This window comes from Paraburkholderia sp. BL21I4N1, assembly GCF_002973525.1.
GTDB lineage: Bacteria > Pseudomonadota > Gammaproteobacteria > Burkholderiales > Burkholderiaceae > Paraburkholderia.
In genome coordinates, this window is the sequence record NZ_PVEN01000008.1 from 188,694 (window position 1) to 214,531 (window position 25,838).

At 62.0% G+C, this 25,838-nt stretch carries 26 protein-coding genes and 1 other RNA gene; 8 read left to right on the forward strand and 19 right to left on the reverse strand.

Annotated features, from left to right (window positions below; genetic code table 11):
- Positions 1 to 93 precede the first annotated feature (93 nt).
- A complete protein-coding gene (gene ruvA / locus B0G83_RS21475; RefSeq protein ID WP_105509417.1) occupies positions 94 to 675 on the forward strand; it encodes a Holliday junction branch migration protein RuvA in 582 nt (193 codons plus the stop codon).
- A gap of 121 nt (positions 676 to 796) precedes the next feature.
- The gene (ruvB, locus tag B0G83_RS21480; RefSeq protein ID WP_105509418.1) at positions 797 to 1,861 is read left to right on the forward strand and encodes a Holliday junction branch migration DNA helicase RuvB; all 1,065 of its coding nucleotides are present in this window, start codon (positions 797 to 799) and stop codon (positions 1,859 to 1,861) included.
- Positions 1,862 to 1,984: 123 nt separating this feature from the next.
- Here the strand turns inward: ruvB and B0G83_RS21485 are convergent, their stop codons facing one another.
- The 3 genes from B0G83_RS21485 to tyrS form a co-directional block, all read right to left on the reverse strand.
- Complete coding sequence (locus B0G83_RS21485) at positions 1,985 to 2,656, reverse strand: histidine phosphatase family protein (protein WP_105509419.1); 672 nt, start codon at positions 2,654 to 2,656, stop codon at positions 1,985 to 1,987.
- A gap of 119 nt (positions 2,657 to 2,775) precedes the next feature.
- Positions 2,776 to 3,234 (reverse strand): D-aminoacyl-tRNA deacylase, encoded by a 459-nt coding sequence (gene dtd, locus B0G83_RS21490; RefSeq protein WP_074765712.1) that lies wholly within the window; start codon positions 3,232 to 3,234, stop codon positions 2,776 to 2,778.
- A gap of 68 nt (positions 3,235 to 3,302) precedes the next feature.
- Positions 3,303 to 4,553, reverse strand: a complete 1,251-nt coding sequence (gene tyrS, locus B0G83_RS21495) for a tyrosine--tRNA ligase (RefSeq protein WP_105509420.1) — start codon at positions 4,551 to 4,553, stop codon at positions 3,303 to 3,305.
- 216 nt (positions 4,554 to 4,769) lie between these two features.
- On the opposite strand from tyrS, the gene B0G83_RS21500 reads away from it, so the two are divergent.
- Positions 4,770 to 5,900 carry an anhydro-N-acetylmuramic acid kinase gene (locus tag B0G83_RS21500; protein WP_105509555.1) on the forward strand — a complete coding sequence of 377 codons (1,131 nt, stop codon included), beginning with the start codon at positions 4,770 to 4,772 and terminating at the stop codon, positions 5,898 to 5,900.
- A 110-nt stretch (positions 5,901 to 6,010) separates the two neighbouring features.
- On the opposite strand, the gene erpA is transcribed toward B0G83_RS21500, so the two are convergent.
- The 3 genes from erpA to rplM form a co-directional block, all read right to left on the reverse strand.
- Positions 6,011 to 6,376: an iron-sulfur cluster insertion protein ErpA gene (gene erpA / locus B0G83_RS21505; RefSeq protein ID WP_035548542.1), complete on the reverse strand. Its 366-nt coding sequence runs from the start codon at positions 6,374 to 6,376 to the stop codon at positions 6,011 to 6,013.
- Between the two features lie 205 nt (positions 6,377 to 6,581).
- Positions 6,582 to 6,974, reverse strand: a complete 393-nt coding sequence (gene rpsI / locus B0G83_RS21510) for a 30S ribosomal protein S9 (RefSeq protein WP_007180423.1) — start codon at positions 6,972 to 6,974, stop codon at positions 6,582 to 6,584.
- 11 nt (positions 6,975 to 6,985) lie between these two features.
- On the reverse strand, positions 6,986 to 7,414 hold the full coding sequence (rplM, locus tag B0G83_RS21515; RefSeq protein WP_020069304.1) for a 50S ribosomal protein L13: 429 nt from the start codon (positions 7,412 to 7,414) through the stop codon (positions 6,986 to 6,988).
- A 705-nt stretch (positions 7,415 to 8,119) separates the two neighbouring features.
- On the opposite strand from rplM, the gene B0G83_RS21520 reads away from it, so the two are divergent.
- Positions 8,120 to 8,542 carry an OsmC family protein gene (locus tag B0G83_RS21520; protein ID WP_105509556.1) on the forward strand — a complete coding sequence of 141 codons (423 nt, stop codon included), beginning with the start codon at positions 8,120 to 8,122 and terminating at the stop codon, positions 8,540 to 8,542.
- 143 nt (positions 8,543 to 8,685) lie between these two features.
- Here B0G83_RS21520 and rnpB read toward each other — a convergent pair.
- The 3 genes from rnpB to pyrC all read right to left on the reverse strand — a co-directional run bounded on the left by rnpB (position 8,686) and on the right by pyrC (position 11,166).
- An RNA gene (rnpB, locus tag B0G83_RS21525) (RNase P RNA component class A) lies at positions 8,686 to 9,099 on the reverse strand.
- Positions 9,100 to 9,256: 157 nt separating this feature from the next.
- The gene (locus B0G83_RS21530; RefSeq protein ID WP_105509421.1) at positions 9,257 to 10,084 is read right to left on the reverse strand and encodes a DUF3025 domain-containing protein; all 828 of its coding nucleotides are present in this window, start codon (positions 10,082 to 10,084) and stop codon (positions 9,257 to 9,259) included.
- A gap of 20 nt (positions 10,085 to 10,104) precedes the next feature.
- A complete protein-coding gene (pyrC, locus tag B0G83_RS21535) occupies positions 10,105 to 11,166 on the reverse strand; it encodes a dihydroorotase (protein ID WP_105509422.1) in 1,062 nt (353 codons plus the stop codon).
- On the opposite strand from pyrC, the gene B0G83_RS38700 reads away from it, so the two are divergent.
- Positions 11,144 to 11,299 carry a hypothetical protein gene (locus B0G83_RS38700; RefSeq protein WP_181157001.1) on the forward strand — a complete coding sequence of 52 codons (156 nt, stop codon included), beginning with the start codon at positions 11,144 to 11,146 and terminating at the stop codon, positions 11,297 to 11,299. The genes pyrC and B0G83_RS38700 overlap by 23 nt on opposite strands.
- A gap of 32 nt (positions 11,300 to 11,331) precedes the next feature.
- On the forward strand, positions 11,332 to 12,267 hold the full coding sequence (locus B0G83_RS21540; RefSeq protein ID WP_105509423.1) for a class II glutamine amidotransferase: 936 nt from the start codon (positions 11,332 to 11,334) through the stop codon (positions 12,265 to 12,267).
- A gap of 130 nt (positions 12,268 to 12,397) precedes the next feature.
- Here the strand turns inward: B0G83_RS21540 and B0G83_RS21545 are convergent, their stop codons facing one another.
- From B0G83_RS21545 to B0G83_RS21570, 6 genes are all read right to left on the reverse strand, one after another.
- Positions 12,398 to 13,123 carry an amino acid ABC transporter ATP-binding protein gene (locus B0G83_RS21545; protein WP_105509424.1) on the reverse strand — a complete coding sequence of 242 codons (726 nt, stop codon included), beginning with the start codon at positions 13,121 to 13,123 and terminating at the stop codon, positions 12,398 to 12,400.
- A complete protein-coding gene (gltK, locus tag B0G83_RS21550) occupies positions 13,120 to 13,797 on the reverse strand; it encodes a glutamate/aspartate ABC transporter permease GltK (RefSeq protein ID WP_105509425.1) in 678 nt (225 codons plus the stop codon). The genes B0G83_RS21545 and gltK overlap by 4 nt, the downstream gene beginning before the upstream one ends.
- Positions 13,797 to 14,537: an amino acid ABC transporter permease gene (locus B0G83_RS21555; protein ID WP_105509426.1), complete on the reverse strand. Its 741-nt coding sequence runs from the start codon at positions 14,535 to 14,537 to the stop codon at positions 13,797 to 13,799. The genes gltK and B0G83_RS21555 overlap by 1 nt, the downstream gene beginning before the upstream one ends.
- 82 nt (positions 14,538 to 14,619) lie before the next feature.
- Positions 14,620 to 15,513, reverse strand: coding sequence for a glutamate/aspartate ABC transporter substrate-binding protein (locus tag B0G83_RS21560; protein ID WP_105509427.1), 894 nt, complete (start codon positions 15,511 to 15,513; stop codon positions 14,620 to 14,622).
- A 299-nt stretch (positions 15,514 to 15,812) separates the two neighbouring features.
- Positions 15,813 to 17,126 (reverse strand): Glu/Leu/Phe/Val dehydrogenase, encoded by a 1,314-nt coding sequence (locus B0G83_RS21565; protein ID WP_105509428.1) that lies wholly within the window; start codon positions 17,124 to 17,126, stop codon positions 15,813 to 15,815.
- Positions 17,127 to 17,272: 146 nt separating this feature from the next.
- The gene (locus B0G83_RS21570; protein ID WP_105509429.1) at positions 17,273 to 18,229 is read right to left on the reverse strand and encodes a LysR family transcriptional regulator; all 957 of its coding nucleotides are present in this window, start codon (positions 18,227 to 18,229) and stop codon (positions 17,273 to 17,275) included.
- A 165-nt stretch (positions 18,230 to 18,394) separates the two neighbouring features.
- Here B0G83_RS21570 and purB point away from each other — a divergent pair, with 165 nt between their 5' ends.
- The gene (purB, locus tag B0G83_RS21575) at positions 18,395 to 19,783 is read left to right on the forward strand and encodes an adenylosuccinate lyase (protein ID WP_105509430.1); all 1,389 of its coding nucleotides are present in this window, start codon (positions 18,395 to 18,397) and stop codon (positions 19,781 to 19,783) included.
- 107 nt (positions 19,784 to 19,890) lie between these two features.
- Here the strand turns inward: purB and B0G83_RS21580 are convergent, their stop codons facing one another.
- The 4 genes from B0G83_RS21580 to edd all read right to left on the reverse strand — a co-directional run bounded on the left by B0G83_RS21580 (position 19,891) and on the right by edd (position 24,672).
- A complete protein-coding gene (locus tag B0G83_RS21580) occupies positions 19,891 to 20,385 on the reverse strand; it encodes a gluconokinase (protein ID WP_105509431.1) in 495 nt (164 codons plus the stop codon).
- A 10-nt stretch (positions 20,386 to 20,395) separates the two neighbouring features.
- On the reverse strand, positions 20,396 to 21,829 hold the full coding sequence (locus B0G83_RS21585; protein WP_105509432.1) for a gluconate:H+ symporter: 1,434 nt from the start codon (positions 21,827 to 21,829) through the stop codon (positions 20,396 to 20,398).
- A 270-nt stretch (positions 21,830 to 22,099) separates the two neighbouring features.
- On the reverse strand, positions 22,100 to 22,741 hold the full coding sequence (gene eda / locus B0G83_RS21590; RefSeq protein WP_105509433.1) for a bifunctional 4-hydroxy-2-oxoglutarate aldolase/2-dehydro-3-deoxy-phosphogluconate aldolase: 642 nt from the start codon (positions 22,739 to 22,741) through the stop codon (positions 22,100 to 22,102).
- A 26-nt stretch (positions 22,742 to 22,767) separates the two neighbouring features.
- Positions 22,768 to 24,672, reverse strand: coding sequence for a phosphogluconate dehydratase (gene edd / locus B0G83_RS21595; RefSeq protein ID WP_105509434.1), 1,905 nt, complete (start codon positions 24,670 to 24,672; stop codon positions 22,768 to 22,770).
- Positions 24,673 to 24,968: 296 nt separating this feature from the next.
- Here edd and B0G83_RS21600 point away from each other — a divergent pair, with 296 nt between their 5' ends.
- Positions 24,969 to 25,814, forward strand: coding sequence for a MurR/RpiR family transcriptional regulator (locus B0G83_RS21600; RefSeq protein WP_105509435.1), 846 nt, complete (start codon positions 24,969 to 24,971; stop codon positions 25,812 to 25,814).
- The last annotated feature ends 24 nt before the right edge of the window (positions 25,815 to 25,838 follow it).

A 25,838-nucleotide genomic window follows, 5' to 3' on the forward strand; every position in this document is an offset into this window, starting at 1 on the left:
CGCGCGCGCTGGTTGTGACACACGCGGTGCAGGCATCGCGCGCGCCCCGCCCGCTGCGCTACACTCGCCCTTTCTCTCGAAATCGAATCCGCCATGATCGGTCGCATTGCCGGCGTTCTGCTGGAAAAAAACCCGCCGCATCTGCTCGTCGACTGCAACGGTGTCGGCTATGAAGTCGACGTGCCGATGAGCACGTTCTACAACCTGCCCTCGACCGGCGAACGCGTCGTGCTGCTCACGCAGATGATCGTGCGCGAGGACGCGCATCTGCTGTACGGCTTCGGCACCGCCGAAGAACGCGCCACCTTCCGCGAACTGCTGAAGATTTCCGGCATCGGCGCACGCATGGCGCTCGCGGTGCTGTCCGGCATGAGCGTGCACGAACTGGCGCAGACCGTGACGATGCAGGACGCGGCTCGCCTCACGCGCGTGCCCGGCATCGGCAAGAAGACGGCCGAACGCCTGCTGCTCGAACTGAAGGGCAAGCTCGGCGCCGACCTGGGCGCAATGGCTGGCGCGGCGTCGGCATCCGACCATGCCTCCGATATCCTGAACGCGCTGCTCGCCCTGGGTTACTCCGAAAAAGAAGCGTTGGCGGCCGTCAAGAACGTGCCGGCCGGCACCGGCGTTTCCGAGGGCATCAAGCTCGCACTGAAGGCGTTGTCCAAGGGCTGACACGACGCTCCGGACGCTGACTTTGCATGCGACCGGTACAGCATCTCACAGGCCATGGGCTTAGCGCACCCTGGCCGTTCGGCCGGGTTTCGCAACGAGGCCAGCGCGGTACAATGGCCAGATGATCGAAACCGACAAACTTGCCGCCGAGCGCATCATCGCGGCCACGCCCGTCTCGCCGAACGAAGAAGCGTTCGAGCGTGCGTTGCGGCCGCGCCAGCTCGACGAGTATGTCGGGCAGGAAAAGGTGCGCGGCCAGCTGGAAATTTTCATCGAGGCGGCCAAGCGCCGCTCCGAATCGCTCGACCACGTTCTGCTGTTCGGGCCGCCGGGCCTCGGCAAAACCACGCTCGCGCACATCATCGCGCGGGAAATGGGCGTCAATCTGCGGCAAACGTCCGGACCGGTGCTCGAACGGGCCGGCGACCTCGCCGCGCTGCTCACCAATCTCGAAGCCAACGACGTTCTATTCATCGACGAAATCCACCGGCTCTCACCGGTCGTCGAAGAAATTCTGTACCCGGCGCTGGAGGATTATCAGATCGACATCATGATCGGCGAAGGGCCGGCCGCGCGTAGCGTGAAGCTGGACCTGCAGCCGTTCACGCTGGTCGGTGCGACCACCCGCGCGGGTATGCTGACCAATCCGCTACGCGACCGTTTCGGGATCGTCGCGCGGCTCGAGTTCTATAACGCTGAAGAGCTGGCTCGAATCGTCACGCGTTCGGCGTCGTTGCTCAAGGCGCAGATTCATCCGGACGGCGCGTTCGAAATCGCCAGGCGCGCACGCGGCACGCCGCGGATCGCGAACCGCCTGCTGCGTCGCGTGCGTGACTTCGCCGAGGTGAAAGCCGACGGCAACATTACCGCGCAAGTGGCCGACGCCGCGCTGAAAATGCTCGACGTCGACGCGGTCGGCTTCGATCTGATGGACCGCAAGCTGCTCGAAGCGATCCTGCACAAGTTCGACGGCGGCCCGGTTGGCGTCGACAATCTGGCGGCGGCGATCGGCGAGGAACGCGACACGATCGAAGACGTGCTCGAACCGTATCTGATTCAGCAGGGTTTCCTGCAGCGCACGCCGCGCGGCCGCGTCGCCACGATGCTCACTTATCGGCATTTCGGATTGGCCGCACCGGATTCAACGAGCGCGTTGCCGGGCATCTGGGATTCGGCTGCGACCTGAGCTGGATGGCGCGAGTGCTGTGCCGAATGTCAGATCACGCTGGCTAACGGCACTGCGGCAGGTCACACAGCAAGCGTCAACAAGACATCAACCTGTAGCCTGAGCCCTGCCGCGACCTAGCGCTTAACGACCCGGCTCCGGGACCTTCTTAAAGGTGTCGTCCGAGCTCGGTACGTCGAGATGCGACACGTCCGCCCACGACACGATCGTCGCGCGGCCGTTATCGAAATCCACCACATTCACACTCGTGTTGAGCAACGCGTAATCACGCGGCGCGTCGAGCGGCAAATTGCAGGCGAAACGGCGCACGCAATCCAGCACGCCGCCGTGCGCGACACACGCAATCCGCCCGCCGGGATGCGCCGCGACCAGCGGTTCGATCGCATGCAATACGCGGTGGTAGAGCGTGCGTTGCGACTCGCCGTCCGGCGGCGCGAAGCCGGCGTCGCGAGTTTGCCAGTGTGCGTATTCGTCGGGGAAACGCAGTGCGATCTCGTCGCTGTCATGGCCCTGGAACGCGCCGTATGAACGCTCGCGCAGACCTTCGCGCAGCTGAAGAGACAGGCCGAGCGCGTCGGCGATCGGCTGCGCGGTTTGCTGCGCGCGCTGCAGGTCGCTCGAATAGATCGCGTCGAGCCGCGCGCCCTGCTTCGCCTCGTCGGCCATGCGGCGTGCGAGACGTTGCGCCTGGGCCAGACCCGTCGTCGCCAGTGGAATGTCGATGTGACCTTGAATGCGCTTGATGCGGTTCCAATCGGTCTCGCCGTGCCGGATAAACAGAATCTGCGTGGTCATGGAATGAAAGTGGGCACCATTCGCCGGTTATGCCGAACCGCTATTGTCGCAAAAAGCGGCTGGAGGGAGAGGCGAACGCAAACGCGCCGCCATGTTGCTGCTGACAAACCGCCTGCAAATCAGGCGTTGGTCTGTAGCCAGAACGTGACCGGCCCGTCGTTGACGAGCGACACCTGCATATCGGCGCCGAACTCGCCGGTCTCGACGATCGGATGCTTGCCGCGCGCCGCGGCAACGAAGTAATCGAACAGGCGCTTGCCCTCGTCCGGTGGGGCGGCCGGCGTGAAGCTTGGGCGCAGGCCGCTGTTGGTATCCGCGGCCAGCGTGAACTGCGACACGAGCAGCAAGCCGCCCGCGCGCCCGGCGCCGTCCAGATTCTGCACGGAGAGATTCATCTTGCCGGCCGCGTCGCTAAACACGCGGTAGCCGAGCACCTTGGCGAGCAGCCGATCGGCGGCCGCCTCGGTGTCGCCGCGTTCGGCGCACACGAGCGCGAGCAGACCTGCTTCAATCGCGCCGGTCACGCGGTCGGCCACGCGCACTTCCGCGCGCCGCACGCGTTGGATCAACGCTATCATCGGCGCAACTCCGACTCTCGCTGTAGCAGCGTTCGTGTCATCGCTGAGTTATCCCTGGTCGAGCGCGATCAGGCCGTCAGCGTGACGCGTGCAAAACGGCGCTTGCCGACCTGCACGATGAACTCGCCCGCTTCGACCTTCAGCCCCTTGTCGGACACGGTCGCGCCGTCGATCTTCACACCGCCCTGCTCGATGTTGCGCAGCGCTTCGCTGGTCGACGGCACCAGGTTCGCCTGCTTGAGCAACTGCCCGATGGCGAGCGGCGCGCCCGCGAGCGTCACCGCCGGGATATCGTCCGGCACGCCGCCCTTCGCGCGATGGTTGAAGTCCTCGAGCGCCCGCTCGGCGTCCGCTTGCGAGTGGAAACGCGCAACGATCTCCTGACCGAGCATCACCTTGAAATCGCGCGGATTGCGGCCCGCTTCGATCTCTTTCCTGAAGCCTGCGATCTCGTCCATCGGACGGAACGACAGCAGTTCAAAGTAACGCCACATCAGCACGTCGGAAATGCTCATCAGCTTGCCAAACATGTCCGTCGGCTTTTCGCTGATGCCGATGTAGTTGTGCTTCGACTTCGACATCTTTTCGACGCCGTCGAGCCCCTCGAGCAACGGCATGGTCAGAATGCACTGCTGCTCCTGGCCGTACTGCTTCTGCAACTCGCGGCCCACCAGCAGGTTGAACTTCTGGTCGGTGCCGCCGAGTTCGAGGTCGGCGTTCAGCGCGACCGAGTCATAGCCTTGCATCAGCGGGTACAGGAACTCGTGGATCGAGATCGGCACGCCGCCCTGGAAGCGCTTGGTGAAATCTTCGCGTTCAAGAATGCGCGCCACCGTGTAGCGCGACGCGAGCTTGATCATGCCGTCGGCGCCAAGCGGCATCGACCATTCGCTGTTGTAGCGGATCTCCGTCTTGTCGCGGTCGAGCACCAGCGCGGCCTGCTCGAAATACGTCTTGGCGTTGGATTCGATCTGTTCGCGCGTGAGAGGCGGACGCGTGGCATTGCGGCCCGACGGATCGCCGATCAACGACGTGAAATCGCCGATCAGGAAAATCACCGTGTGGCCGAGATCCTGCAACTGGCGCATTTTGTTCAGCACGACCGTGTGGCCGATGTGGATGTCCGGCGCGGTCGGATCGAGCCCGAGCTTGATGCGCAGCGGCTTGCCGCTCGCGGCGCTTCGCGCGAGCTTTTGCGCGAATTCGTCTTCGATCAACAGTTCGTCGACACCGCGCTTGGTGACGGCGAGCGCGTGACGGACTTCGTCGGTGAGCGGAAGGACGGCAGCGGGGGTAGGCTTGGTGGACTCGGTGCTCATGCTGGAAACTTGAAGTCGCGAAAAAAAGAGATTGTCCCATAGATGCGCGCCGCCGCGCCCACTGACGCCGTCGCAAGCGTCCCGGCGGGGCGCGATTTCTACACAATTTTCGCGCGACGGCCCCGGTGGTTGGCGTCACGACGCTTTATATTCGGCCGCGCTTGGCTGGATAATCTGCTACAACCAATCGCAACGAATCTCGACAGGAGCAGCAACGTGGCGCAAGACACCGCAGACGGCGTCTACCTTGGATTGATGTCCGGCACGAGCATGGACGGCGTGGATGGCGTGGCCGTGAGATTTGCCGAAGGCAAGCCACCGGTGGTGCTCGCCGAGGCGTTCGTCGGCTTCGCGGCCGGCCTGCGCGACGCGTTGTTCGCGCTGCAGCAACCCGGCGACAACGAGATCGAACGCGAAGCGCTGGCCGCCAACGCGCTCGCCACCCGCTACACGGTGTGCTGCCACGAACTGCTGCGCGAAAGCCGCGTGTCCGCGGCAGAAGTGCGCGCGATCGGGGTGCACGGGCAGACGGTGCGGCATCGGCCGGAAAAAGGTTATACGCGGCAGATCAACAACCCGGCGCTGCTCGCGGAAATGATGCATATCGACGTGATCGCCGACTTCCGCAGTCGCGACGTCGCGGCCGGCGGCCAGGGCGCGCCGCTGGTGCCGGCGTTTCATGCCACGGTGTTCGGCGCGAAGAACGAAACGCGGGTGGTCTGCAATCTTGGCGGGATCAGCAACATCACGATTCTCAACGCAACGGGCGGGGTGCGCGGCTTCGACTGCGGGCCGGCGAACGCGCTGCTCGACGAGTGGGCGCAGCGCCATCTCGGCAAGCCCTTCGATGAAAACGGCCATTTCGCCGCTGGCGGCCAGGTGGATCGCACGCTGCTGAACGCGCTGCTGGACGAGCCGTTCTTCTCGCAGCAACCACCCAAAAGTACTGGACGCGACCTGTTCAACCCCGAATGGCTCGACGCAAAACTCCAGCCGTTCGCCTCGCTTGCCCCCGCCGACGTGCAAGCGACGCTTGTCGCACTCACTGCGGTGACCGTGGCGCGCGAAATCGAGCGGCATGCATCGGATGCCAAGGCGGTCTACGTGTGTGGCGGCGGCGCGCGCAATCCGGAGATTCTGAAGGCGTTGCAGCAGGCGTTGGAAGACAGCGGCGTCAGCGGCGTCCCAGTGATGACCACCGACGCGCTCGGCGTGCCGCCAAGCCAGGTTGAGCCGCTGGCCTTCGCGTGGCTGGCGATGCGTTGCGTGGCGAGGCTGCCGGGCAATCTGCCGGCGGTCACCGGTGCAGCTGCGGAACGCATACTGGGCGCGATCTACCCGCGCTGAAAGAAGCGTGAATCGAAGCGGCGTCTGACGTGCGCCTATGCCGGGACAACGAAAAAACGGGGCCGCAGCCCCGTTTTTTATTCGTACAACTCGCGCTCAGACAGCAGCCATCAAACCGAGAACGACGAACCGCAACCGCACGTGGTCGAAGCGTTCGGGTTCTTGATGACGAACTGCGCGCCGTTGATATCGTCCTTGTAATCGATCTCAGCGCCGACCAGATACTGGTAGCTCATCGAATCGATCAGCAACTGGACGCCGCTCTTGTTCATGACGGTGTCGTCTTCATTGACGGCTTCGTCGAACGTAAACCCGTACTGAAAGCCCGAGCAGCCGCCGCCTTGCACGAACACGCGCAATTTCAGCTCCGCATTGCCTTCTTCTTCGATCAGTTGCTTGACCTTGTCAGCCGCTGCGTCGGTAAAAACGAAGGGGGCAGGCATTTCGGTCACGGGTGTTTCGGTGACTGCGTTCATTCGGACTCTCCAAAAAGCTTCTAGCCGCTATTGTAGGGCTGATCTCAATATCGTGCTTAACCCCACAGAATCAATGGGTTCTCCCCGTGGAATCAAGCTGCGGCGCAACCACCACAATACGAAGCCATAAAAAAAGCCGCCTTCGCGAAAGCGTTGGCGGCTTTTGCAGCGCACCGGCCCGAGGGCCAGCTCGCACTCGAAACGATTAACGCTTCGAGAATTGCTTCCGGCGACGTGCCTTGTGGAAGCCGACCTTCTTACGTTCGACTTCACGAGCGTCACGCGTCACGAAGCCAGCCTTCGACAGTTCCGGCTTCAGCGTTGCGTCGTAGTCCATCAGCGCGCGGGTGATACCGTGGCGAACCGCACCGGCTTGACCCGTTTCACCGCCACCGTTCACGTTGACTTTGATATCGAACGTGACGCCGTGGTTCGTGAGTTCCAGCGGTTGACGCACGATCATCAGCGACGTTTCGCGCGAGAAGTAATCGGCGATAGGCTTGCCGTTTACAATGATCTCACCCTTGCCAGCCTTGATGAAGACGCGTGCGACGGCGCTCTTGCGGCGGCCCGTGCCGTAATTCCAGTTACCGATCATGTGGGCTCCCCTTAGATCTCGAGCGCTTTCGGCTGTTGCGCCGAATGCGGATGCGTTGCTTCGGCGTAGACCTTCAGCTTCTTGATCATCGCGTAGCCGAGCGGGCCCTTCGGCAGCATGCCCTTGACCGCTTTCTCGAGCGCACGGCCCGGGAAGCGTTCTTGCATCTTGCCGAACGTCGTTTCATAGATACCGCCCGGGTAACCCGAGTGGCGATAGTACTTCTTGTCAGTAGCCTTGTTGCCCGTGACCTTCAGCTTGCCGGCGTTGATAACGATGATGAAATCACCGGTGTCGACGTGCGGAGTGAATTCAGGCTTGTGCTTGCCGCGAAGACGGTGTGCCACTTCGCTGGCGACACGCCCGAGAACCTTATCCGTCGCGTCAATCACGTACCATTCACGCGTAACCTCATGGGCTTTTGCGGAAAACGTCTTCATGATCGATCCAAAAAAATTGCTGCGCCCAGTATGTTTTTTTCCTGCTTGTAGTGTGCGCATCGAGGCGCGTGCAGGCTCTCCCTGGTTCTTCCTCCGCGGGCGCGAATGCGGAAAAGCCTTGAATTATAATGGAATTTGCTACGGCAAGTCAAAACGTGCGAGGGTTTGCTGGAAATTTCCGTCAATTAGCGGGCCAGACCGGCATGGTTTAATGCGCTTAGTGGTGCCGGATCCGGCGCAAAACCGGGACGATCACGAAGCAGTCGGGTAGACATACGGGCGAAAAAAAACCCGAACGAGCGGTTCGGGTTTAATCCACCAAAGGAGGAGGTGGAGGAGACAGCGGAGGTTGCACAACTGCTGCAACCGATGAAGACGATTATATGAGGCACCCTTGTGCGACGCAAGAACATTTGCATTGTGAAATTCAATTTCACAGTGTGACAACTGAATTACGAAAGCGCAATTCGCACAATTTCCTTATGAATCAAGGTCCATGCTGCTCCTACACTTCGTTCCGAAGCGGCATCGGCTAGAGTAAAACCCCTAAAACGATCGGGGCATTCCCGAATCGGCATGAACATGCGGCAGCGCAACACGCAAGCCGTCATCAGGCATAAGTTCCAGCCGAAGTCGCCTCGGGCGAATCCCCAAACACCGGGCTACAATGCCGTCTCGATATTGCGCAGCGCGGTGGAGCACAGCATGGAATGCAAAGTAAGCTGGATGGGCCAAGACGGCATGGCGTTCGCGGCCGAAACAGGAAGCGGCCATCTGGTGGCCATGGATGGCGCGCCGGAAGGCGGCGGCCGCAATCTGGCACCGCGTCCGATGGAAATGGTGCTGCTCGGCACGGGCGGCTGCACGGCGTACGACGTCGTGATGATCCTGAAGAAAAGCCGCCAGGAAATTGCCGGCTGCTCGGTGACGCTGAAGGCGGAGCGCGCCAGCGAAGATCCGAAGGTTTTCACCAAGATCCATTTCCACTTCACAGTGACCGGCAAGAATCTGAACCCGGCCACCGTGGAACGCGCCATCAATCTGTCGCACGATAAATATTGCTCGGCGTCGATCATGATCGCGAAGACCGCTGAATTGACGCACTCATTCGACATCGTCGCGGGTTGAGCCCGAATTCGGTGCAGCAGTACGGCAATACGGCGGACGCGAGTACACACCGCGCACCCGCTGTCGAATCGCCGAGCGGCTAAAACCCGCACCGCAGAAAAAAATGCCGACGTCCTGACGGACGCCGGCATTTTTTGTTTGGGTGGCAAAGCAAGCCGATAAGCCGGATTCTGTGCACGCGCCGCGTCCGAAAACGCCGCGCGCGTGGCAGTCATTCCTCTAGGCGCGCCATTACTGACGCGCTCAAGCTTCCTACCCGCAGACGTGACGGGGGCACCGCCCTGCATCTCGAAGATGCTAGCCTGCCTACTTGGAATTGCTCCGGGTGGAGGTTACCGTGCCGGTCTGCCTTGCAGCAGCCGCGGTGCGCTCTTACCGCACCGTTTCACCCTTACCTGATCCCGGCTTGCGCCGGGCCATCGGCGGTTTGCTTTCTGTTGCCCTGTTCCGCGTGTCACCACGGATGGCCGTTAGCCATCACCCTGCCCTGTGGAGTCCGGACTTTCCTCGCCCTCGTTGGCCGAAGCCGCAGAGGCCGCGACTGCCTAGCCTGCTTTGCTGGGCAGGATTTTAACACCTGCGGGGCGGATGACCGGCATCGACGGTTGAAATAGCCAGATGGACAAGGCCGAACGGGCGCGCTTCCGAGGCGACGTCGCCGAACATTTTCGAGGCCCGTTACCGCGCAACGTGGCGTCACACATTTGAATCTGTTTAACGGAATCGTCGTCCGGAACGAAACACGGAAGCGTCGTCGTAGAACGCGGGCGCTTCGTTGTCTGGCCACCAGCCCGGAATGCCCAGTACCGGGAGCGGCGCGAACATGCGGCTCGTCAACGCTTCGGTGTTCAGCAGCGCGGCGCCGACCGATGCGTCCAGCCACACGTTTCGCGCAGTGGCGTGCCAGGTGAAATACTCCGGCGGCACGTCGACGATCCACGCGTGCCCCGTACAGGCCTTGAACGGCGCGATCAATTTTTCCAGCAACGCATGGCCGAAGCAGCGCACTTCGCAACGCGCACCCCATGCATCACGCCGGGCAACCAGCAACGTTTGCCAGTCAAAGCCACGCAGCGCGTCGCTCAACATCGGATCCGCGCATGCAAACAACAGCGCGTTTTCATCGAACACAGTCAGCGTATCGCGCACGCCGCCGCGGGTCGGGCCGACGCCCAACACGTCGATAGCCGCCGACTGCCGCGCGTTCAGCGCCGCCTTGATCCGCGGAAACGCAAACCACATCGATGCATTGAAGAAGTCGTGCAGATTGTGGCGCGTCGGCACGCAACCGGTCGCCGAGATGTGCGCCTCGTACGCCGCGCCGGGCGGCAAGTCGTCTTGCGCGATAAACGCGAGACGCTCGCCGCGCCCCGTGGTTTGCCCCATCAACGTGGCGTCGGCGTTCATTTCGGCGAGCAACGCCGCGTAGCTCGTCAGCGCGGCCCGCTGCCAACGCTCACCGCGTCCTGCAAACTGCGCGAACCATGGCATCGACCAGTCGATCCCGGCGAAGCCCGGGCTCTGAACCTCGCTCACCGGCATGGAGCTCAACGCAGACAAGTTCAGACCAGGCGCCAGCCGATCGACTCGCCGCCACGCAGCGGCACCACCGGCGTATCGCCGACCGGCAACTCGGCCGGCAGCGTCCACGCCTCGCGACGCAGCGTGACCTGCTCCGCACTGCGCGGCAGGCCGTAGAAGTCCGCACCGAAGAAACTCGCAAAGCCTTCGAGCTTATCCAGCGCGCCGGCGTTGTCGAACGCTTCCGTATAAAGCTCGAGCGCGTGCAGCGCCGTATAGCAACCCGCGCAGCCGCACGCGTGCTCCTTCAAGCCTTTCGGATGCGGCGCGCTATCGGTGCCGAGGAAGAAACGCGAATTGCCCGACGTCGCCGCCTCGACCAGTGCCAGGCGATGCGTTTCGCGCTTCAGCACCGGCAAGCAGTAGTAATGCGGACGAATGCCGCCCAGGAAGATCGCGTTGCGGTTGTACAGCAGATGGTGCGCGGTGATCGTGGCGCCCAGCAGTCCCGGCGCCACGCCGGCGTCACGGATATAGTCGACCGCGTCTTTCGTGGTGATGTGCTCGAACACCACCTTCAGCGCCGGAAACGCGGCGCGCAGCGGCGTCATCACCCGGTCGATGAACACTTTCTCGCGGTCGAACAGATCGATCGACGCATCCGTCACTTCGCCGTGCACCAGCAGCGGCATGCCGACTTCCTGCATGACCTCGAGCGTTTTCGCACACTTCATGATGTCGGTGACGCCCGCGTCCGAGTTCGTCGTCGCGCCCGCCGGATACAGTTTCACGCCGTGCACGAAGCCGCTTTCACGCGCGCGGCGGATTTCGTCGGGCGGCGTGTTGTCGGTGAGATACAACGTCATCAAGGGTTCGAACTTCGCGCCTTCCGGAATCGCGGCGACGATCCGCTCGCGATACGCCGCGGCCATCGCGGTGGTGGTCACCGGTGGCTTCAGATTCGGCATGATGATCGCGCGGCCGAACTGGCGCGCGGTGTCCGGCAGAACGGCGGCCATCATGGCGCCGTCGCGAACGTGCAGGTGCCAGTCGTCCGGGCGGGCGAGCGTGATGGAGTCGATGGAAGCGTTGGATGCGGTCATGGCGAGTGGGGACGAGGCTCAGCGAAAAAAGCCAATTGATGCGGTCAAACCGTTATTTGCGGCACAAACCCACGTCAATTTTGCTATTTGGCGCTTCTGGCTCGGTGATATGCTTGGAAAATCATCATTGTAACGGCTCGCCCCGTTCACAGGCTTACCCGCAACATGTGCCAACTTCTCGGAATGAACTGCGCCGCGCCGACGGACGTCACGTTCTCGTTCACCGGCTTTGCGGCCCGCGGCGGCGTCACCGATCACCATGCCGACGGCTGGGGCATCGCCTTCTTCGAAGACAAAGCGTGCCGTTTGTTCATCGACCATCAATCGTCGGCCACCTCGCCGATCGCCGAAATGGTCAAGCGCTATCCGATCAAATCGAAAAACACCATCGCGCACATTCGCAAGGCGACGCAGGGGCACATCCTGCTGGAAAACTGCCACCCGTTCATGCGCGAATTGTGGGGACGTCACTGGATCTTCGCGCATAACGGCGACCTGAAAGACTATTCGCCGGTCTTGTCGGGTGTGTATCAACCGGTCGGTACGACCGACAGCGAACTCGCTTTCTGCGCGCTGCTCGAAGGCTTGCGCAAGGCCTTTCCCGGTGCGCAACAGCCACCGCTGGACGAACTGTTCGCCGCGCTCGAAACCCTCACGCGCGAAATCACGCAATTCGGCGTGTTCAATTTCCTGATGTCGAACGGCCAGGCGCTGTTCGCGCACTGCTCGACGCATCTGCACTACATCGTGCGGCGCTGGCCGTTTTCCACGGCGCATCTGGTCGATGCGGACGTGTCGATCGACTTCGCCAAATACACGACGCCGGAAGACCGGGTCGCCGTGATCGCGACCAAGCCGCTGACCGACAACGAAGTCTGGACCGCGTTCAAGCCGGGCGATCTGATGATGTTCCAGCACGGCGAAGTGATCGGCCGCATCAACGTGCCGGTGCCGGCTTCGGTGCTCGAGAAGCTGCGGAATCCGGCGCTGGATGCATCGGCGTCGGCCACGACGATTGCCGCGACCGACGAGGCGAAAGAGCCGGCGCTGGCTGAGCTCGATCTCGAAGCCGCTGACGATACGGCCGCGTTCGAGTCCTGATCGCGCCGGTCTCGCCAGGCGTAGGCGCTGAAGTAAAAAGCAGAAACAGAAAAGCCGCTCCCGGGAGCGGCTTTTCTGTTTCCAGCGGAACAAGCCGCGCGCGACCCAACCCGCGCGGCCCGACAGCCACTCAGTGCAGAATTTTCGCCAGAAAATCCTTCGCACGATCCGACTTCGGATTCGCGAAGAAGTCTTCCTTGCGGTCGTCTTCGACGATCAAACCCTGGTCCATGAAGATCACGCGGTGCGCGACCTTCTTCGCGAAGCCCATTTCGTGCGTCACGCACATCATGGTCATGCCTTCCTGCGCGAGTTCGACCATCACGTCGAGCACTTCGTTGATCATTTCCGGGTCGAGCGCCGAGGTCGGCTCGTCGAACAGCATCGCGATCGGATCCATCGACAACGCACGCGCAATCGCCACCCGCTGCTGCTGACCACCCGACAACTGGCCCGGGAATTTGTCCGCATGCGCGCGCAAGCCCACGCGATCGAGCAACTTCAGCCCTTTCGCCGTGGCTTCGTCTTTCGACCGGCCGAGCACCTTGACCTGCGCGAGCGTCAGGTTCTGCACGATCGACAGATGCGGGAACAGTTCGAAATGCTGGAACACCATGCCGACCTTCGAACGCAGCTTCGACAGATTGGTTTTCTTGTCCGTCAGCGATTGGCCGTTGATGACGATCTCGCCCTTCTGGAACGGCTCGAGGCCGTTGACGGTCTTGATCAGCGTGGACTTGCCCGAACCCGACGGTCCGCACACCACCACCACTTCACCTTTTTTGACTTCCGTCGTGCAGTCGGTCAGCACCTGGAATTGACCGTACCACTTCGAAACATTCTTGATTGAGATCATCTTGCGACCTTTTTCTGAAGACCTTTGACGAGGCTCGACGCGATCACACAGACCACGAAGTAACATGCGCCCGCGAACAGTACCATTTCGATATTCGTACCGTCACGGTCGCCAATATTGGTGGCGGTGCGGAAGAAGTCGGCGAGGCTGATCACATAGACGAGCGACGTATCCTGAAACAGCACGATACCTTGCGTGAGCAGCAGCGGCACCATCGCGCGAAAAGCCTGCGGCAGCACCACGAGACGCATGGCCTGCGCGTAGTTCATGCCGAGCGCGAACGACGCGTTGACCTGCCCGCGCGGCACCGCCTGAATGCCGGCGCGGATGATCTCCGAGTAATAGGCCGCTTCGAACAGCGAGAACGCGACCATGGCCGACGCGAGGCGAATGTCGATATCCGGCGACAAACCGAGCACGTTCTGCAACACCTGCGGCACGATCAGGAAGAACCACAGCAACACCATCACCAACGGAATGGAACGGAAGATCGTCACATAAGCCTTCGCAAACCACACGAAAGGCTTGAACGACGACAACCGCAACATGGCGAGAATGGTGCCCCAGATGATACCGAACACGATCGCGATCAGCGTGATCTGGAAAGTGACGACCGCGCCGGTCCACAGCGTAGGCAGTGCGCCCGGAATACCGCTCCAGTCGAAATGGTGCATTACTTGCCTCCGATATAGCCAGGCAACCGGGTTCTGGCTTCGACCCAGCGCATCAGTTGCATCACGACGAGATTGATCAGCACATAGGCCAGCGTGACCGCGATAAACGACTCATACGTTTGCGACGTGTAGTCGACCAGCTGACGCGCCTGCGCGGACAGATCCAGCAGGCCGATCGTCGACGCGACCGCCGAGTTCTTGAAGATGTTCAGAAACTCGGACGTGAGCGGCGGCACGATGATGCGGTACGCGACCGGCAACAGCACGTAGCGATACGTCTGCCATTGCGTGAAACCCATGGCCAGACCCGCGGCGCGCTGGCCCTTCGGCAACGCGTTGATGCCCGAGCGCACCTGCTCGCAAACACGTGCGGCGGTGAACAGCCCCAGACACAGAATCGACGCCGAGAAGAACTGCGCGCCCGGCGGCAATTGCTTGAACCAGTTGCCGACGGAAACGGGCAGCAGCTCCGGTATCACCAGATACCAGATGAAGAACTGCACGATCAGCGGGATATTGCGGAAAACCGCAACGTAAACCGTGCCGGCACCCGACGCCCATTTGTTCGGCACCGTACGCAGCACGCCAAAGAACGAACCGACGATCAGCGCGATCACCCATGCCGACAACGACACGGTAATCGTCACCCAGAAGCCGGACAGCAACCAGCCCAGGTAGGTGGTCGGCTCGCCGGTGGAGACCGGACTCAGCAGAATGCCCCAGTTCCAGTGATATGACATGACCAAGACTCCAGCAAAAAGAAACGGAAGAAGCGCGTGGCCCCTTCCGTTCCGTTTAGCGTTTCAAAAAAACAGCTAAGGTTTAGTCGATTGCCTTGTCATTCGGGCTCTTGAAGAGCGCCTTCATGTCATCGCTTTCCGGGAAGTTCAGGTTCAGGCCCTTCGGCGGAATCGGCGATTCGAACCACTTCTTGTAGATCGCATCGGCTTCGCCCGAGGTTTCGACCTTCGCGATCGCGTCGTCCACGACCTTCTTGAATTCCGGATCGTTCTTGCGAATCATGCAGCCGTACGCTTCATGCGATTGCGGCGTGCCGACGATCACGAAGTCGGTCGGGTTGTTCGACTTGGCGCGTTCGCCCGCGAGCAACGCGTCGTCCATCATGAACGCAGCGGCACGGCCGGTGGAGAGCGTCAGGAACGACTCGCCATGGTCTTTCGCGCTGATGATGTTCATGCCCATGCTCTTGTCCTGGTTCATCTTGCGAAGCAGGCGCTCGGAGGTGGTGCCGGCGGTCGTCACGACCGTCTTGCCCTTCAGGTCGGCCCAGTCCTTGATGCCGGAGTCTTTACGCGTCATCAGACGCGTACCGATCACGAAAATCGTGTTCGAGAAGGCGGCCTGTTGCTGGCGCTCGGCATTATTGGTGGTCGAGCCGCATTCCATGTCGACGGTGCCGTTCTGCACCAGCGGAATACGGTTTTGCGACGTGACCGGCGTGAGCTTCACCTTCAGGTTCGGCATGTTCAGCTTCTGCTTGACGGCTTCCACCACCTTCAGCGCGAATTCCTGCGAGTAGCCGATGACATTCTGCTTGTCGTCGTAATACGAAAACGGAATCGACGATTCGCGGTGACCCAGCGAAATGACGCCCGTGTCCTTGATCTTTTTCAGCGTACCCGCGTCTTGCGCATGCGCGCCAACGGTAAACAGTCCGAGAGTCGCGAGCAGCAGCGCAGCTTTTTTAACCTTCATGTGGTGATCTCCTTGGCAAGAACCGGCGCCAGTTTAGCAAAGTAATTATTTTGAAAGTATGGCGATAAACCATGGTGTTGTGCCTACGCCGCTACGGTTTCGCGGCGCCGGCTGCTGCGGCGTTACGCCGCTGCCGGACATGCAAAGGCGGGCGGCATCGATACGATGCCGCCCGCCGGGTCAAACACGCCGTCTTGTGGACCGCGTTGAAGCTAAGGATTTGACGCTGAAACCGAAGCTGAAGCTGAAACGCCCAGCGGACCCGCGAGTACGCAAGCCCGCCGTTTCACGCGGAACGATCAGGGATACAGGCCGCGCAGTTCGCGCGCTTCCAGAATCCGCTTACACGCGACGATAAACGCCGCGGTCCGCACCGATACCTTCTGTTCGCTCGACACTTGCCACACGGCGGCAAACGCTTCGCGCATTACGCGTTCCAGACGCTGGTTGATCTCGTCTTCGGTCCAGAAGAAGCTCGAGAAGTCCTGCACCCATTCGAAGTACGACACGGTCACGCCGCCGGCGTTGGCCACGACGTCCGGAATCACGAGAATGCCGCGATCATGCAGGATGTCGTCCGCTGCCGTGGTGGTCGGGCCGTTGGCGCCTTCCACGACGATCTTCGTCTTGATCTTGCCGGCGTTCTTTTCGGTGATCTGGTTTTCCAGCGCGGCCGGAATCAGGATGTCCGATTCGACGTTCCAGAATTCTTCGTTCGTGACGGCGTCCGCTTCCGCGAAACCGCCCACGCCACCCGTCTTCGCCACGTGGTCGAGCAGCGCCACCGCGTCGATACCGGTCGACTTGTACAGCGAGCCGGTGTGATCCTGCACCGCCACCAGCTTCGAGCCCGCTTCCTGGAACAGACGCGCGGCGATCCCGCCGACGTTGCCGAAGCCTTGCACCGCAATGCGTGCGCCTTCGATCTCGACACCGATGCGACGTGCCGCTTCGCTAGCGACCACGAACACGCCGCGGCCGGTGGCTTCACGACGGCCCAGCGAACCGCCGAGCGTGATCGGCTTGCCGGTCACGACGCCCGTAGCCGTTTGGCCCTGGTTCATGGAGTACGTGTCCATCATCCACGCCATGATCTGCTCGTTCGTGTTCACGTCCGGCGCGGGGATGTCGGTATTCGGTCCGATGATGATGCCGATTTCGCTGGTGTAGCGGCGCGTAACGCGCTCGAGCTCACCACGCGACAACGTACGCGGGTCGACGCGGATACCGCCCTTCGCGCCGCCGTACGGCACGTTCACCGCGGCGTTCTTCACCGACATCCATGCCGACAGCGCCATCACTTCCGACAACGTCACGTCCTGGTGATAACGCACGCCACCCTTGCCCGGACCGCGCGACACGTTGTGCTGCACCCGATAGCCTTCGAAATGCGCGACCGTGCCGTTATCGAGTTCGATAGGCACGTCGACGATCAGAATGCGCTTCGGGCGCTTCAGGGTTTCGAGCCAGCGGGACAGGGAGCCGAGGTACGGCGCGACGCGGTCGACCTGGCGCAGGTAGTTGCCCCACGGGCCGAGGTCGTCTTTATTCAGGTAGGAGGGAACCGACTGCAACGTTGATGCGGATTGTGCGACTTGCTGCTGGGAAGACATGAACGCTCCGGCGTTGATCGAATAGCAGCATTGTGGAAAAACGCCGATTTGAAATCCAATGCCGTTTCCTTATCCGATTATGTTTTTTTTGCATAACCCTCAAGAAGCCGCAAATTTGCGTCGCGTGGAGGCAGGACGGCGGGAACTCAGGCGCTGCGCTGCGCCAGTTCCTCCGAAACGACATCCCATAGTTGTCGCACGAGAATCTGCCGCGCATCGTCGCTCTTCGCGGCGAGCTTGTCGCGATACAGGCGAATCTCCATGCTCAGCGTGAGCTGCCCCTCGGGCGTGCCGCGCGTCGCGCGATCGAGGCGGATCAGCTTGCCGTCGGCGACCGCGTCTTCCACCGCGCTGTGCGGCAGGAACGCGATGCCGTGGCCGGCCAGCGCCATCGCCTTGAGTCCTTCGGCCATGTCGGTTTCATACAGCCGGTCCAGATGCAGGCGCTCCGGCGCGTTGGCGAGAATCACCTCGGTCATGCGGCCCAGATATGCATTCGGCGTGTAGGACAGGTAAGGCGCAGGCGTCTCGGGCGTGCCCGGCAGCGTGTACCGCGGCCGGCCGGCGCGGCCCGGCGCGGAGAACGGGCTGATCGGCTCGTTGCCGAGCGTCAGCATGTCGTAGCGGCCCGGATCGAGCGCGACCGGATGGCTGGGATGGTGATAGCCCATCATCAGATCGCAGCCGCCTTCCACCAGCGCCAAGGCCGCGTCGTGCACGTTCAGCGCGCGCAGCCGGGTGTGGATCGGGCCCATCTGCGCTTCGATGCGCTGCAGCCAGCGCGGAAAGTATGTCAGCGAAAGCGTATGCGGCACCGCGAACTCGATGGTCGCCTGCGGCGTCGCCGTGTGGCCGCGCAGCAGCGCGCGGGCTTCGTGGAACTGCGACAGCATCGCCAGCGCCTGCTCGTTGAACACCTGACCGGCCGCCGTCAAGCGTGTCGGATAAACCGAACGGTCGATCAGTTCGGTGCCGAGCCACGCTTCGAGCGCCTGAATCCGTCGCGAGAAAGCCGGCTGCGTGACGTGGCGCAATTCGGCCGAGCGGCTGAAACTACGCGTTTCCGCGAGCGAAACGAAGTCTTCGAGCCATTTCAGTTCCATGCGGGGCCTGCTGCCGGCAAGTGGTAAGAAGTCAGCATTCTAGTGGGTGCGGCGCGTTGGGCGGCGGCACGACCCCGGACAACCCGGGCCAGGCGGCGTCCGGTGGTAAAATTCGCGGTTCCCGCAGTTTCCTCCGCGTCTTCACCCTTGCGTCACGCCCCCATCATGTCCGACACCCGCCCCGACACCCTCTTCGCGCTGAACGCGCTCTCCCCGCTCGACGGCCGTTACGCGTCGAAAACCGAAGCCCTGCGCGAGTGGCTCTCGGAAGCCGCTTTCATGCGCAATCGCGTGACGGTCGAAATCCACTGGCTGATCGCGTTGTCGCACGCCGGTTTCGCCGAAGTGCCGCGCTTTTCCGAAGCGTCCGAACAGTTCCTGCTGCAACTGGCCGAACGCTTCACCGCGCACGACGCCGCGCGCATCAAAGACATCGAGCGCGTGACGAATCACGACGTGAAAGCCGTCGAATACTGGTTGAAGGAATCGGTCAAGGGTCAGGAAGAACTGGAACGCGCGAGCGAGTTCATCCACTTCGCGTGTACGTCGGAAGACATCAACAACACGTCGCACGGCCTGATGCTGGCCGGCGCCCGTGAACACGTGATCCTGCCGGCGCTGCGCTCGGTGCATCAGCGTCTCGTCGCGCTGGCCCATGCGCACGCCGAACAGCCCATGCTGTCGCGCACGCACGGCCAGCCGGCCAGCCCCACTACGCTCGGCAAGGAAATGGCGAACGTCGCCGCGCGTCTGGCACGCGCAATCGACCGGATCGCGAAGGTCGAACTGCTCGGCAAGATGAACGGCGCGGTCGGCAACTTCAACGCGCATCTGTCCGCGTATCCGGAGTTCGACTGGGAAAGCTTCTCGCGTGAAGTGGTGGAACAACGTCTGAAGCTCACGTTCAATCCGTACACGATCCAGATCGAGCCGCACGACTACATGGCCGAGCTGTTCGACGCGGTGTCGCGCGCCAACACGATCCTGCTGGATCTGGATCGCGACGTATGGGGATATATCTCGGTCGGTTACTTCAAGCAGCGCACGAAGGCCGGTGAAATCGGTTCGTCGACCATGCCGCACAAGGTCAATCCGATCGACTTCGAGAACTCGGAAGGCAATTTGGGGCTGGCGAACGCCACGCTGCGCCATCTCGCCGACAAGCTGCCTGTGTCGCGCTGGCAGCGCGACCTGACCGACTCGACGGTGCTGCGCAATATCGGCGTCGCGTTCGGTTACTCGCTGCTCGCGTACGACTCGCTGATTCGCGGTCTCGACAAACTCGAAGTGAATGCCCAACGTCTGAACGAAGACCTCGACAATTGCTGGGAAGTGCTGGCGGAGCCGGTGCAAACGGTGATGCGCGTTTACGGCATCGAGAACCCGTACGAGCAGTTGAAGGAACTGACGCGCGGCAAGGGCATTACGCGCGAAGCGCTGCAAACCTTCGTGAGCGGCCTGGCAATTCCGCAAGACGCGAAAGATCGTTTGCTGGCAATGACGCCGGGTTCGTATATCGGCAAGGCCGTGGAGCTGGCGAAGCGGATTGCGTGAAGTCGCGCCGTCATTGATCGATCATCGCCTCGTTGTTTGAGGCATGAAAAAGACGCTCCTCGGAGCGTCTTTTTTTCAACCGTGTGTCGATGCGTCGCCGGACTAGCTTAGCGCTCTTCCACCTGCTTCAACACTTCCTCGACGATCTGTTCTGGCGTCAACTCGATGCTCACCGTGATCGCTTCATCCGGACCGGGCTCTTCCAGCGTATCAAGCTGGCTTTGCAGCAGCGACGGATCGAAGAAGTGCCCGGTACGCGTAGTCAGCCGCTCTTCCAGCACCTTGCGCGAGCCCTGCAGATAAACGAAACACACGTCTTTATCGCCGTTGCGCAGCACGTCCCGATACGAACGCTTCAACGACGAACACGTGAACACCGCCGTCTCGCCCGCCTTCTGCTTGTCCACGATCGCGGTACGGATCGTTTGCAGCCACGGCCAGCGATCTTCGTCGGTGAGTGGAATGCCGTGGTGCATCTTTTCCTTGTTGGCGGCGCTGTGAAACGCGTCGCCGTCGGTGAACGGGCATTGCAGGCGTTCCGCCAGCATTTCGCCAATTCTTGTCTTGCCGGCGCCCGACACGCCCATTGCGATCAGAATCATCAAAAACTCCTTACACGACCGCCGCGAGTGCGAAGGTCAAACCCAACCCCATCAGCGAGATGATGGTCTCGAGGAGCGACCATGTCTTGAAGGTCTGCCCCACCGTCATACCGAAGTATTCCTTGATCAGCCAGAAGCCGCCGTCGTTCACGTGCGAGAAGATCAGTGAGCCCGAGCCCGTGGCCAGCACCAGCAATTCCGGCTGAACCTGCACGCCACCCGCGGCCGCGATCGGCGCGACGATGCCGCACGCCGTGGTCATGGCGACCGTGGCCGAACCCGTCGCGAGACGAATCAGCGCGGCGACCAGCCAGCCGAACAGCAGCGGCGACATATGCACCGAGGTGGCCACATTGACGATCTCCTTGGAAATACCGCTGTCCATCAGCACCCGACCGAAACCGCCGCCCGCGCCGACGATCAGAGTAATGCCCGCGATCGGCGCAAGACAGTCGCCGCAGAACTTCTGGATCTGCTCGCGCGTGAAGCCGCGGCTCGCACCGAAGGTCCAGAAGCTGACCAGCACGGCGATCAACAGCGCGACGTCCGAATTGCCGATGAAGCGCAGCAGATCGTTAGGCAACGTTTTCGGCTCGGTGATGAGGTCGGCCCAACTGCCTATCAGCATCAGGATCACCGGCAACAAAACCGTGAACAGGGTGATGCCGAAGCTCGGCAGTTCGCGTTTCGGCGCGATGTTTTGTGCGCCGCTCTTCGCGGCGTCACTAGCGCCAGCAGCACCTGCCCCTCCGCCCGCAGCCACACCTGCTGCCGCGCCGCCAAGAAACTGCGCGGCAAGCGCGTTATCTTTCGGCAGCTTGATATAACGGCTGATCAGCAACGCGAACAGCGGACCCGCGACGATCGCCGTTGGGATGCCCACGATCAACCCATAAGCGATCGTCTTGCCGATATCCGCGTGATAGGCCTGCACCGCGAGCATCGCGGCCGGATGCGGCGGAATCAGACCATGCACGACTGAGAGACCCGCGACCATCGGCAGGCCGACCAGCAACAGCGATTTATTGGTTCGCTTCGCGACGTTGAACGCGATCGGAATCAGCAGCACGAAGCCGACTTCGAAGAACACCGGCAAGCCGACGATGATCGCGACGACCATCATCGCCCAGTGAATATGCTTCTCGCCGAACCAGTCGATCAGCGTCGTGGCAATGCGCTCGGCGCCGCCGGATTCGGCCATCATCTTGCCGAGCATGGTGCCGAGGCCCACCACGATCGCAATGTGCCCGAGCGTGTTGCCGTTACCCGTTTCGAACGATTTGACGATGGTCGCCATCGGCATGCCGGAGGCGAGCCCCAGCAGCAGCGACACGATAATGAGGACGAGGAACGGATACACCTTGTAGCGCGTGATCAGCAGGATCAGCAAGGCGATGGCGATCACGCCGAAGACCAGCAGCAGGCTGCCGTGGGTAGCTCCCATGAAGCTCCTCCTTTTGCGTTATTGATTCTGAGTGCAGGACAAGCGGCCGGCACCTCGTCTCACGGCGACCTGCGCGACGCCTGAAAACCGGGCTGACCGCGCGGACGCTGAATTTTACTGTCTGTTGCCGTAAAACGCCCGCCATTTGGACGCGCATATCGAAAAGGAGCCTCGCCGCGACAGCATGACTAGCTGTGTCGACGAGGCTCCTTTGTGTCGGCCTGAAAAACGGACAAAAGCGCGGACTAAAGCGCGTGCGGTCCCGTGACCTTAATGCGAGGGTGCGGCCAACTGGCTCGCGGCACGCGCGAGACGCGTGACTTCGTCCCAGTTCTGCGCGGCCAGCGCGGCTTTCGGCGTGAGCCACGAACCGCCCACGCAGACTACGTTCGGCAGCGACAGAAAATGCGTCGCTGTTTCAGCCGTGATGCCGCCGGTCGGGCAGAACTTCAGATTCGGGAACGGACCATGAAAAGCCTGCAGCATCGGCACGCCGCCGGCTTGCTGCGCCGGGAAGAACTTGACGATCTCATAGCCCAGTTCCAGCGCCTGGATGATGTCGCTCGGCGTCATTACGCCCGGCAGCAGCGGCAGGCCGGCGTCCTGAGCAGCCTTGTGCATGTCTTTCGTCAGGCCCGGCGAGACACCGAATTGCGCGCCCGCTTTCTTGGCTTGCGCGCAATGTTCGGGCTTCGTGATCGTGCCGACGCCGACCACGATGTCGTCGGCGAGCTGGCTCGCGCGTTCGATCGCTTCCAGGCCCGCCGCGGTGCGCAGCGTGATCTCCAGCACTTTCACGCCGCCCGCGTGCAGCGCGCGCGATACGTGTTCGCCCTGCTCGGCCGAGTCGAACGCGAGCACCGGAATCACCGGGCCGAGGCGCACGATATCGCTTACTGTTTTCGACGTCATAGTCAAACTCCTTGTTTCTGCAGCGTTTAGCTGGCTTGGGTGGTGCTTGTGTGGGTTTCGCTGTGTGCTTTGACTTGAGCGGCGTGGTGGGCCGGAACTTCGCCGACCATCGCGCCGAACACCGAGGCACCCAGCTCCGCCGGCGCGGCCGCCGCGCGGAACACACCGAACAGTTCACGGCCGAAGCCGACTTCGTTTTCCGCCTGATGCTGCGGCACGGCGCCCTGACGCGCGGCCCATTCGGCTGCGTCGATCTCCACGTCGAGCACGCCGGCATCGGCGTCGATCACCAGTATGTCGCCCGTGCGCACCTTGCCGATCGGCCCTTGCAGCAGCGCTTCCGGCGACAGATGAATCACCGCCGGCACCTTGCCCGACGCGCCCGACATGCGGCCGTCAGTAACCAGTGCGACATGGAAACCTTGATCCTGCAACACTCCGAGCAGCGGCGTCAAACGATGCAACTCAGGCATGCCGTTTGCGCGCGCGCCCTGGAAGCGCACCACCGCGATGAAATCACGCTTCAGCTCGCCTTTGTCGAAGGCCGCCTGCACCGCTTCCTGCGAATCGAACACGATCGCCGGCGCCTTGACCTTGCGATGCTGCGCCGCCACCGCCGAAATCTTGATCACGCCCCGGCCGAGCTTGCCTTGCATCAGACGCAAACCGCCGTCCGGCTGGAACGGCTCCTTGATGCCCCGCAGCACGGCCGTATCTTCGCTGGTCTGCGCGCCCGGCACCCATTCGAGCTTGCCGTCGAGCAGCTTCGGTTCTTCCGTGTAGTGCTTGAGGCCTTTGCCCGCGACGGTGTTGACGTCTTCGTGCAGCAAGCCGCCTTCCAGCAGATTGCGCACCAGGAACGCGACGCCGCCGGCGGCGTGGAAGTGATTCACGTCGGCCTTGCCGTTCGGATAGATCTTGGCGAGCAGCGGCACCGCTTGCGACAGCGTGTCGAAGTCGTCCCAGTCGATCACGATGCCCGCCGCCCGAGCGATCGCGACGAGGTGCAGCGTGTGATTGGTCGAACCGCCCGTGGCCAGCAACGCGACGATGCCGTTGACGACCGCTTTCTCGTCGACCACATGGCCGATCGGCATGTAGTTGCCACGGTCCACCGTCAGATCGAGCACACGGCGCGCGGCTTGCGCGGTCAGCGCATCGCGTAGCGGCGTGTGCGGATGCACGAAGGCCGAACTCGGCAGATGCAAACCCATTACTTCCATCAGCATCTGATTGCTGTTCGCGGTGCCGTAGAACGTGCAGGTGCCATGGCTGTGATACGCGGCGGCTTCCGCTTCGAGCAGCGCGTCGCGGCCGCACTGGCCGGTGGCGAAGAGCTGGCGCGTCTTGGCTTTGTCGTCGTTCGAAAGGCCGCTGCCCATTGGACCTGCCGGCACGAAGATGGTCGGCAGATGGCCGAATTGCAGCGCGCCGATCAGCAGGCCCGGCACGATCTTGTCGCAGATGCCGAGACACAACGCCGCGTCGAACATGTTGTGGGTGAGCGCGACCGCCGTGCTCATGGCAATCACTTCGCGCGAGAACAGCGACAACTCCATGCCCGCATTGCCTTGCGTCACACCGTCGCACATGGCCGGCACGCCGCCCGCGAATTGCGCGACGCCGCCGTTCTCACGCGCGGCCTGCTTGATGATGTCCGGGTAGTTTTTGTACGGCGCGTGGGCCGACAGCATCTCGTTGTACGAGGACACGATGCCGATGTTCGGCTCGCGAATCTGCTTGATGACTAGCTTGTCGTTGCCTTCCAGACCCGCGAAACCGTGCGCCAGATTGGCGCAGGAGAGCGCGCCGCGCGCCGGGAACTTGCCCTGCGCCTGATGGATGCGGGCGAGGTACGCCTCGCGGGTGGGCTTGCTGCGCTCGATCACACGTTGCGTGACCTTCAACAATTGCGAATGCGGGGAAACCATCGGAGCTCCTTCGTCGCTGGCCTTGAGGGACGCGTACGCGCCGTGCCAGGTAGGTATCGCAGGGGATGTCGGATCAGTCGACCCACGTCATCTTAGTAGAAAAACTACAAGATCGCAATGTGGGCTCGTGCTGCGTTGCCGCATCTTGCAAATATAAACAAGCCCATACTGGTAGCCCGTCTGCGGGGAATTGGTGAAACCTAGGGATAACACCTACGCATCGATTTGTAGTTTTTGTACCTTTTGTGGGGATCAGCTATAGTCCACGCATTCTTCAGCATAGTGCGAGTTTTCCGATGATGCTGTCCCAGGTGGAAGAGATGCGCGACCAGTTGCGGCCGTCCGAGCGCAAGCTGGCCGATTACATCATCGAGGCACCGCGCGAGGTGCTCGATCTGTCGATGACCGAAGTCGCCGCCCGCGCGGGTGTGAGTCAGCCGACTATCGCGCGGTTTTGTCACGCGCTTGGGTTTTCGGGGTTTCGCGAATTCAAGATCCGGCTGGCGCAGGGGATCGCGGCGGGCGTGCCGACCGTGTACCGCGACGTACGGCCGGATGAAGGCGCGCCGGGACTGATTGCGAAAGTGTTCGACCGGACCATCGGGACATTGATCGAGGTGCGCAATAACCTGTCGCCGGATAGCGTTCATGCCGCGGTGGAACTGCTGGCCAACGCGGCGCGTATCGAGTTCTACGGTGCGGGCGGGTCAGGAATTGCCGCGCAGGATATTCAGCACAAATTCTTCCGGCTCGGCATGCCGAGCGTCGCGTATTCCGATCCGCATACTTATTCGATGTCGGCGGCGTTGCTCGAACCTGGCGATGTCGTGGTGGCGGTGTCGAATACCGGCCGTACACGCGACATCATCGAAGCGGCGCGCTCGGCGTTGGCACGTGGCGCGAAAGTGATTGCGATTACGCATGGGAATTCGCCGCTGGCGAGGGTGGCGACGATTTCGTTGTTCTCGAACGTGGTGGAAGAAACCGATGTGTTTTCGCCGATGACATCGCGCATGTCGCATCTGGCGATCGGGGACATTCTGGCGGTGGGTGTGGCGCTGAGTCGTGGTCCCGAGCTTGTGGAGCGACTGGGACAGGCGAAGGGAGTGATTGGGCGGTTGAGGATCGACGGCGAGGGTTGACGCGCTGGAAATGAAAAGGCCTGC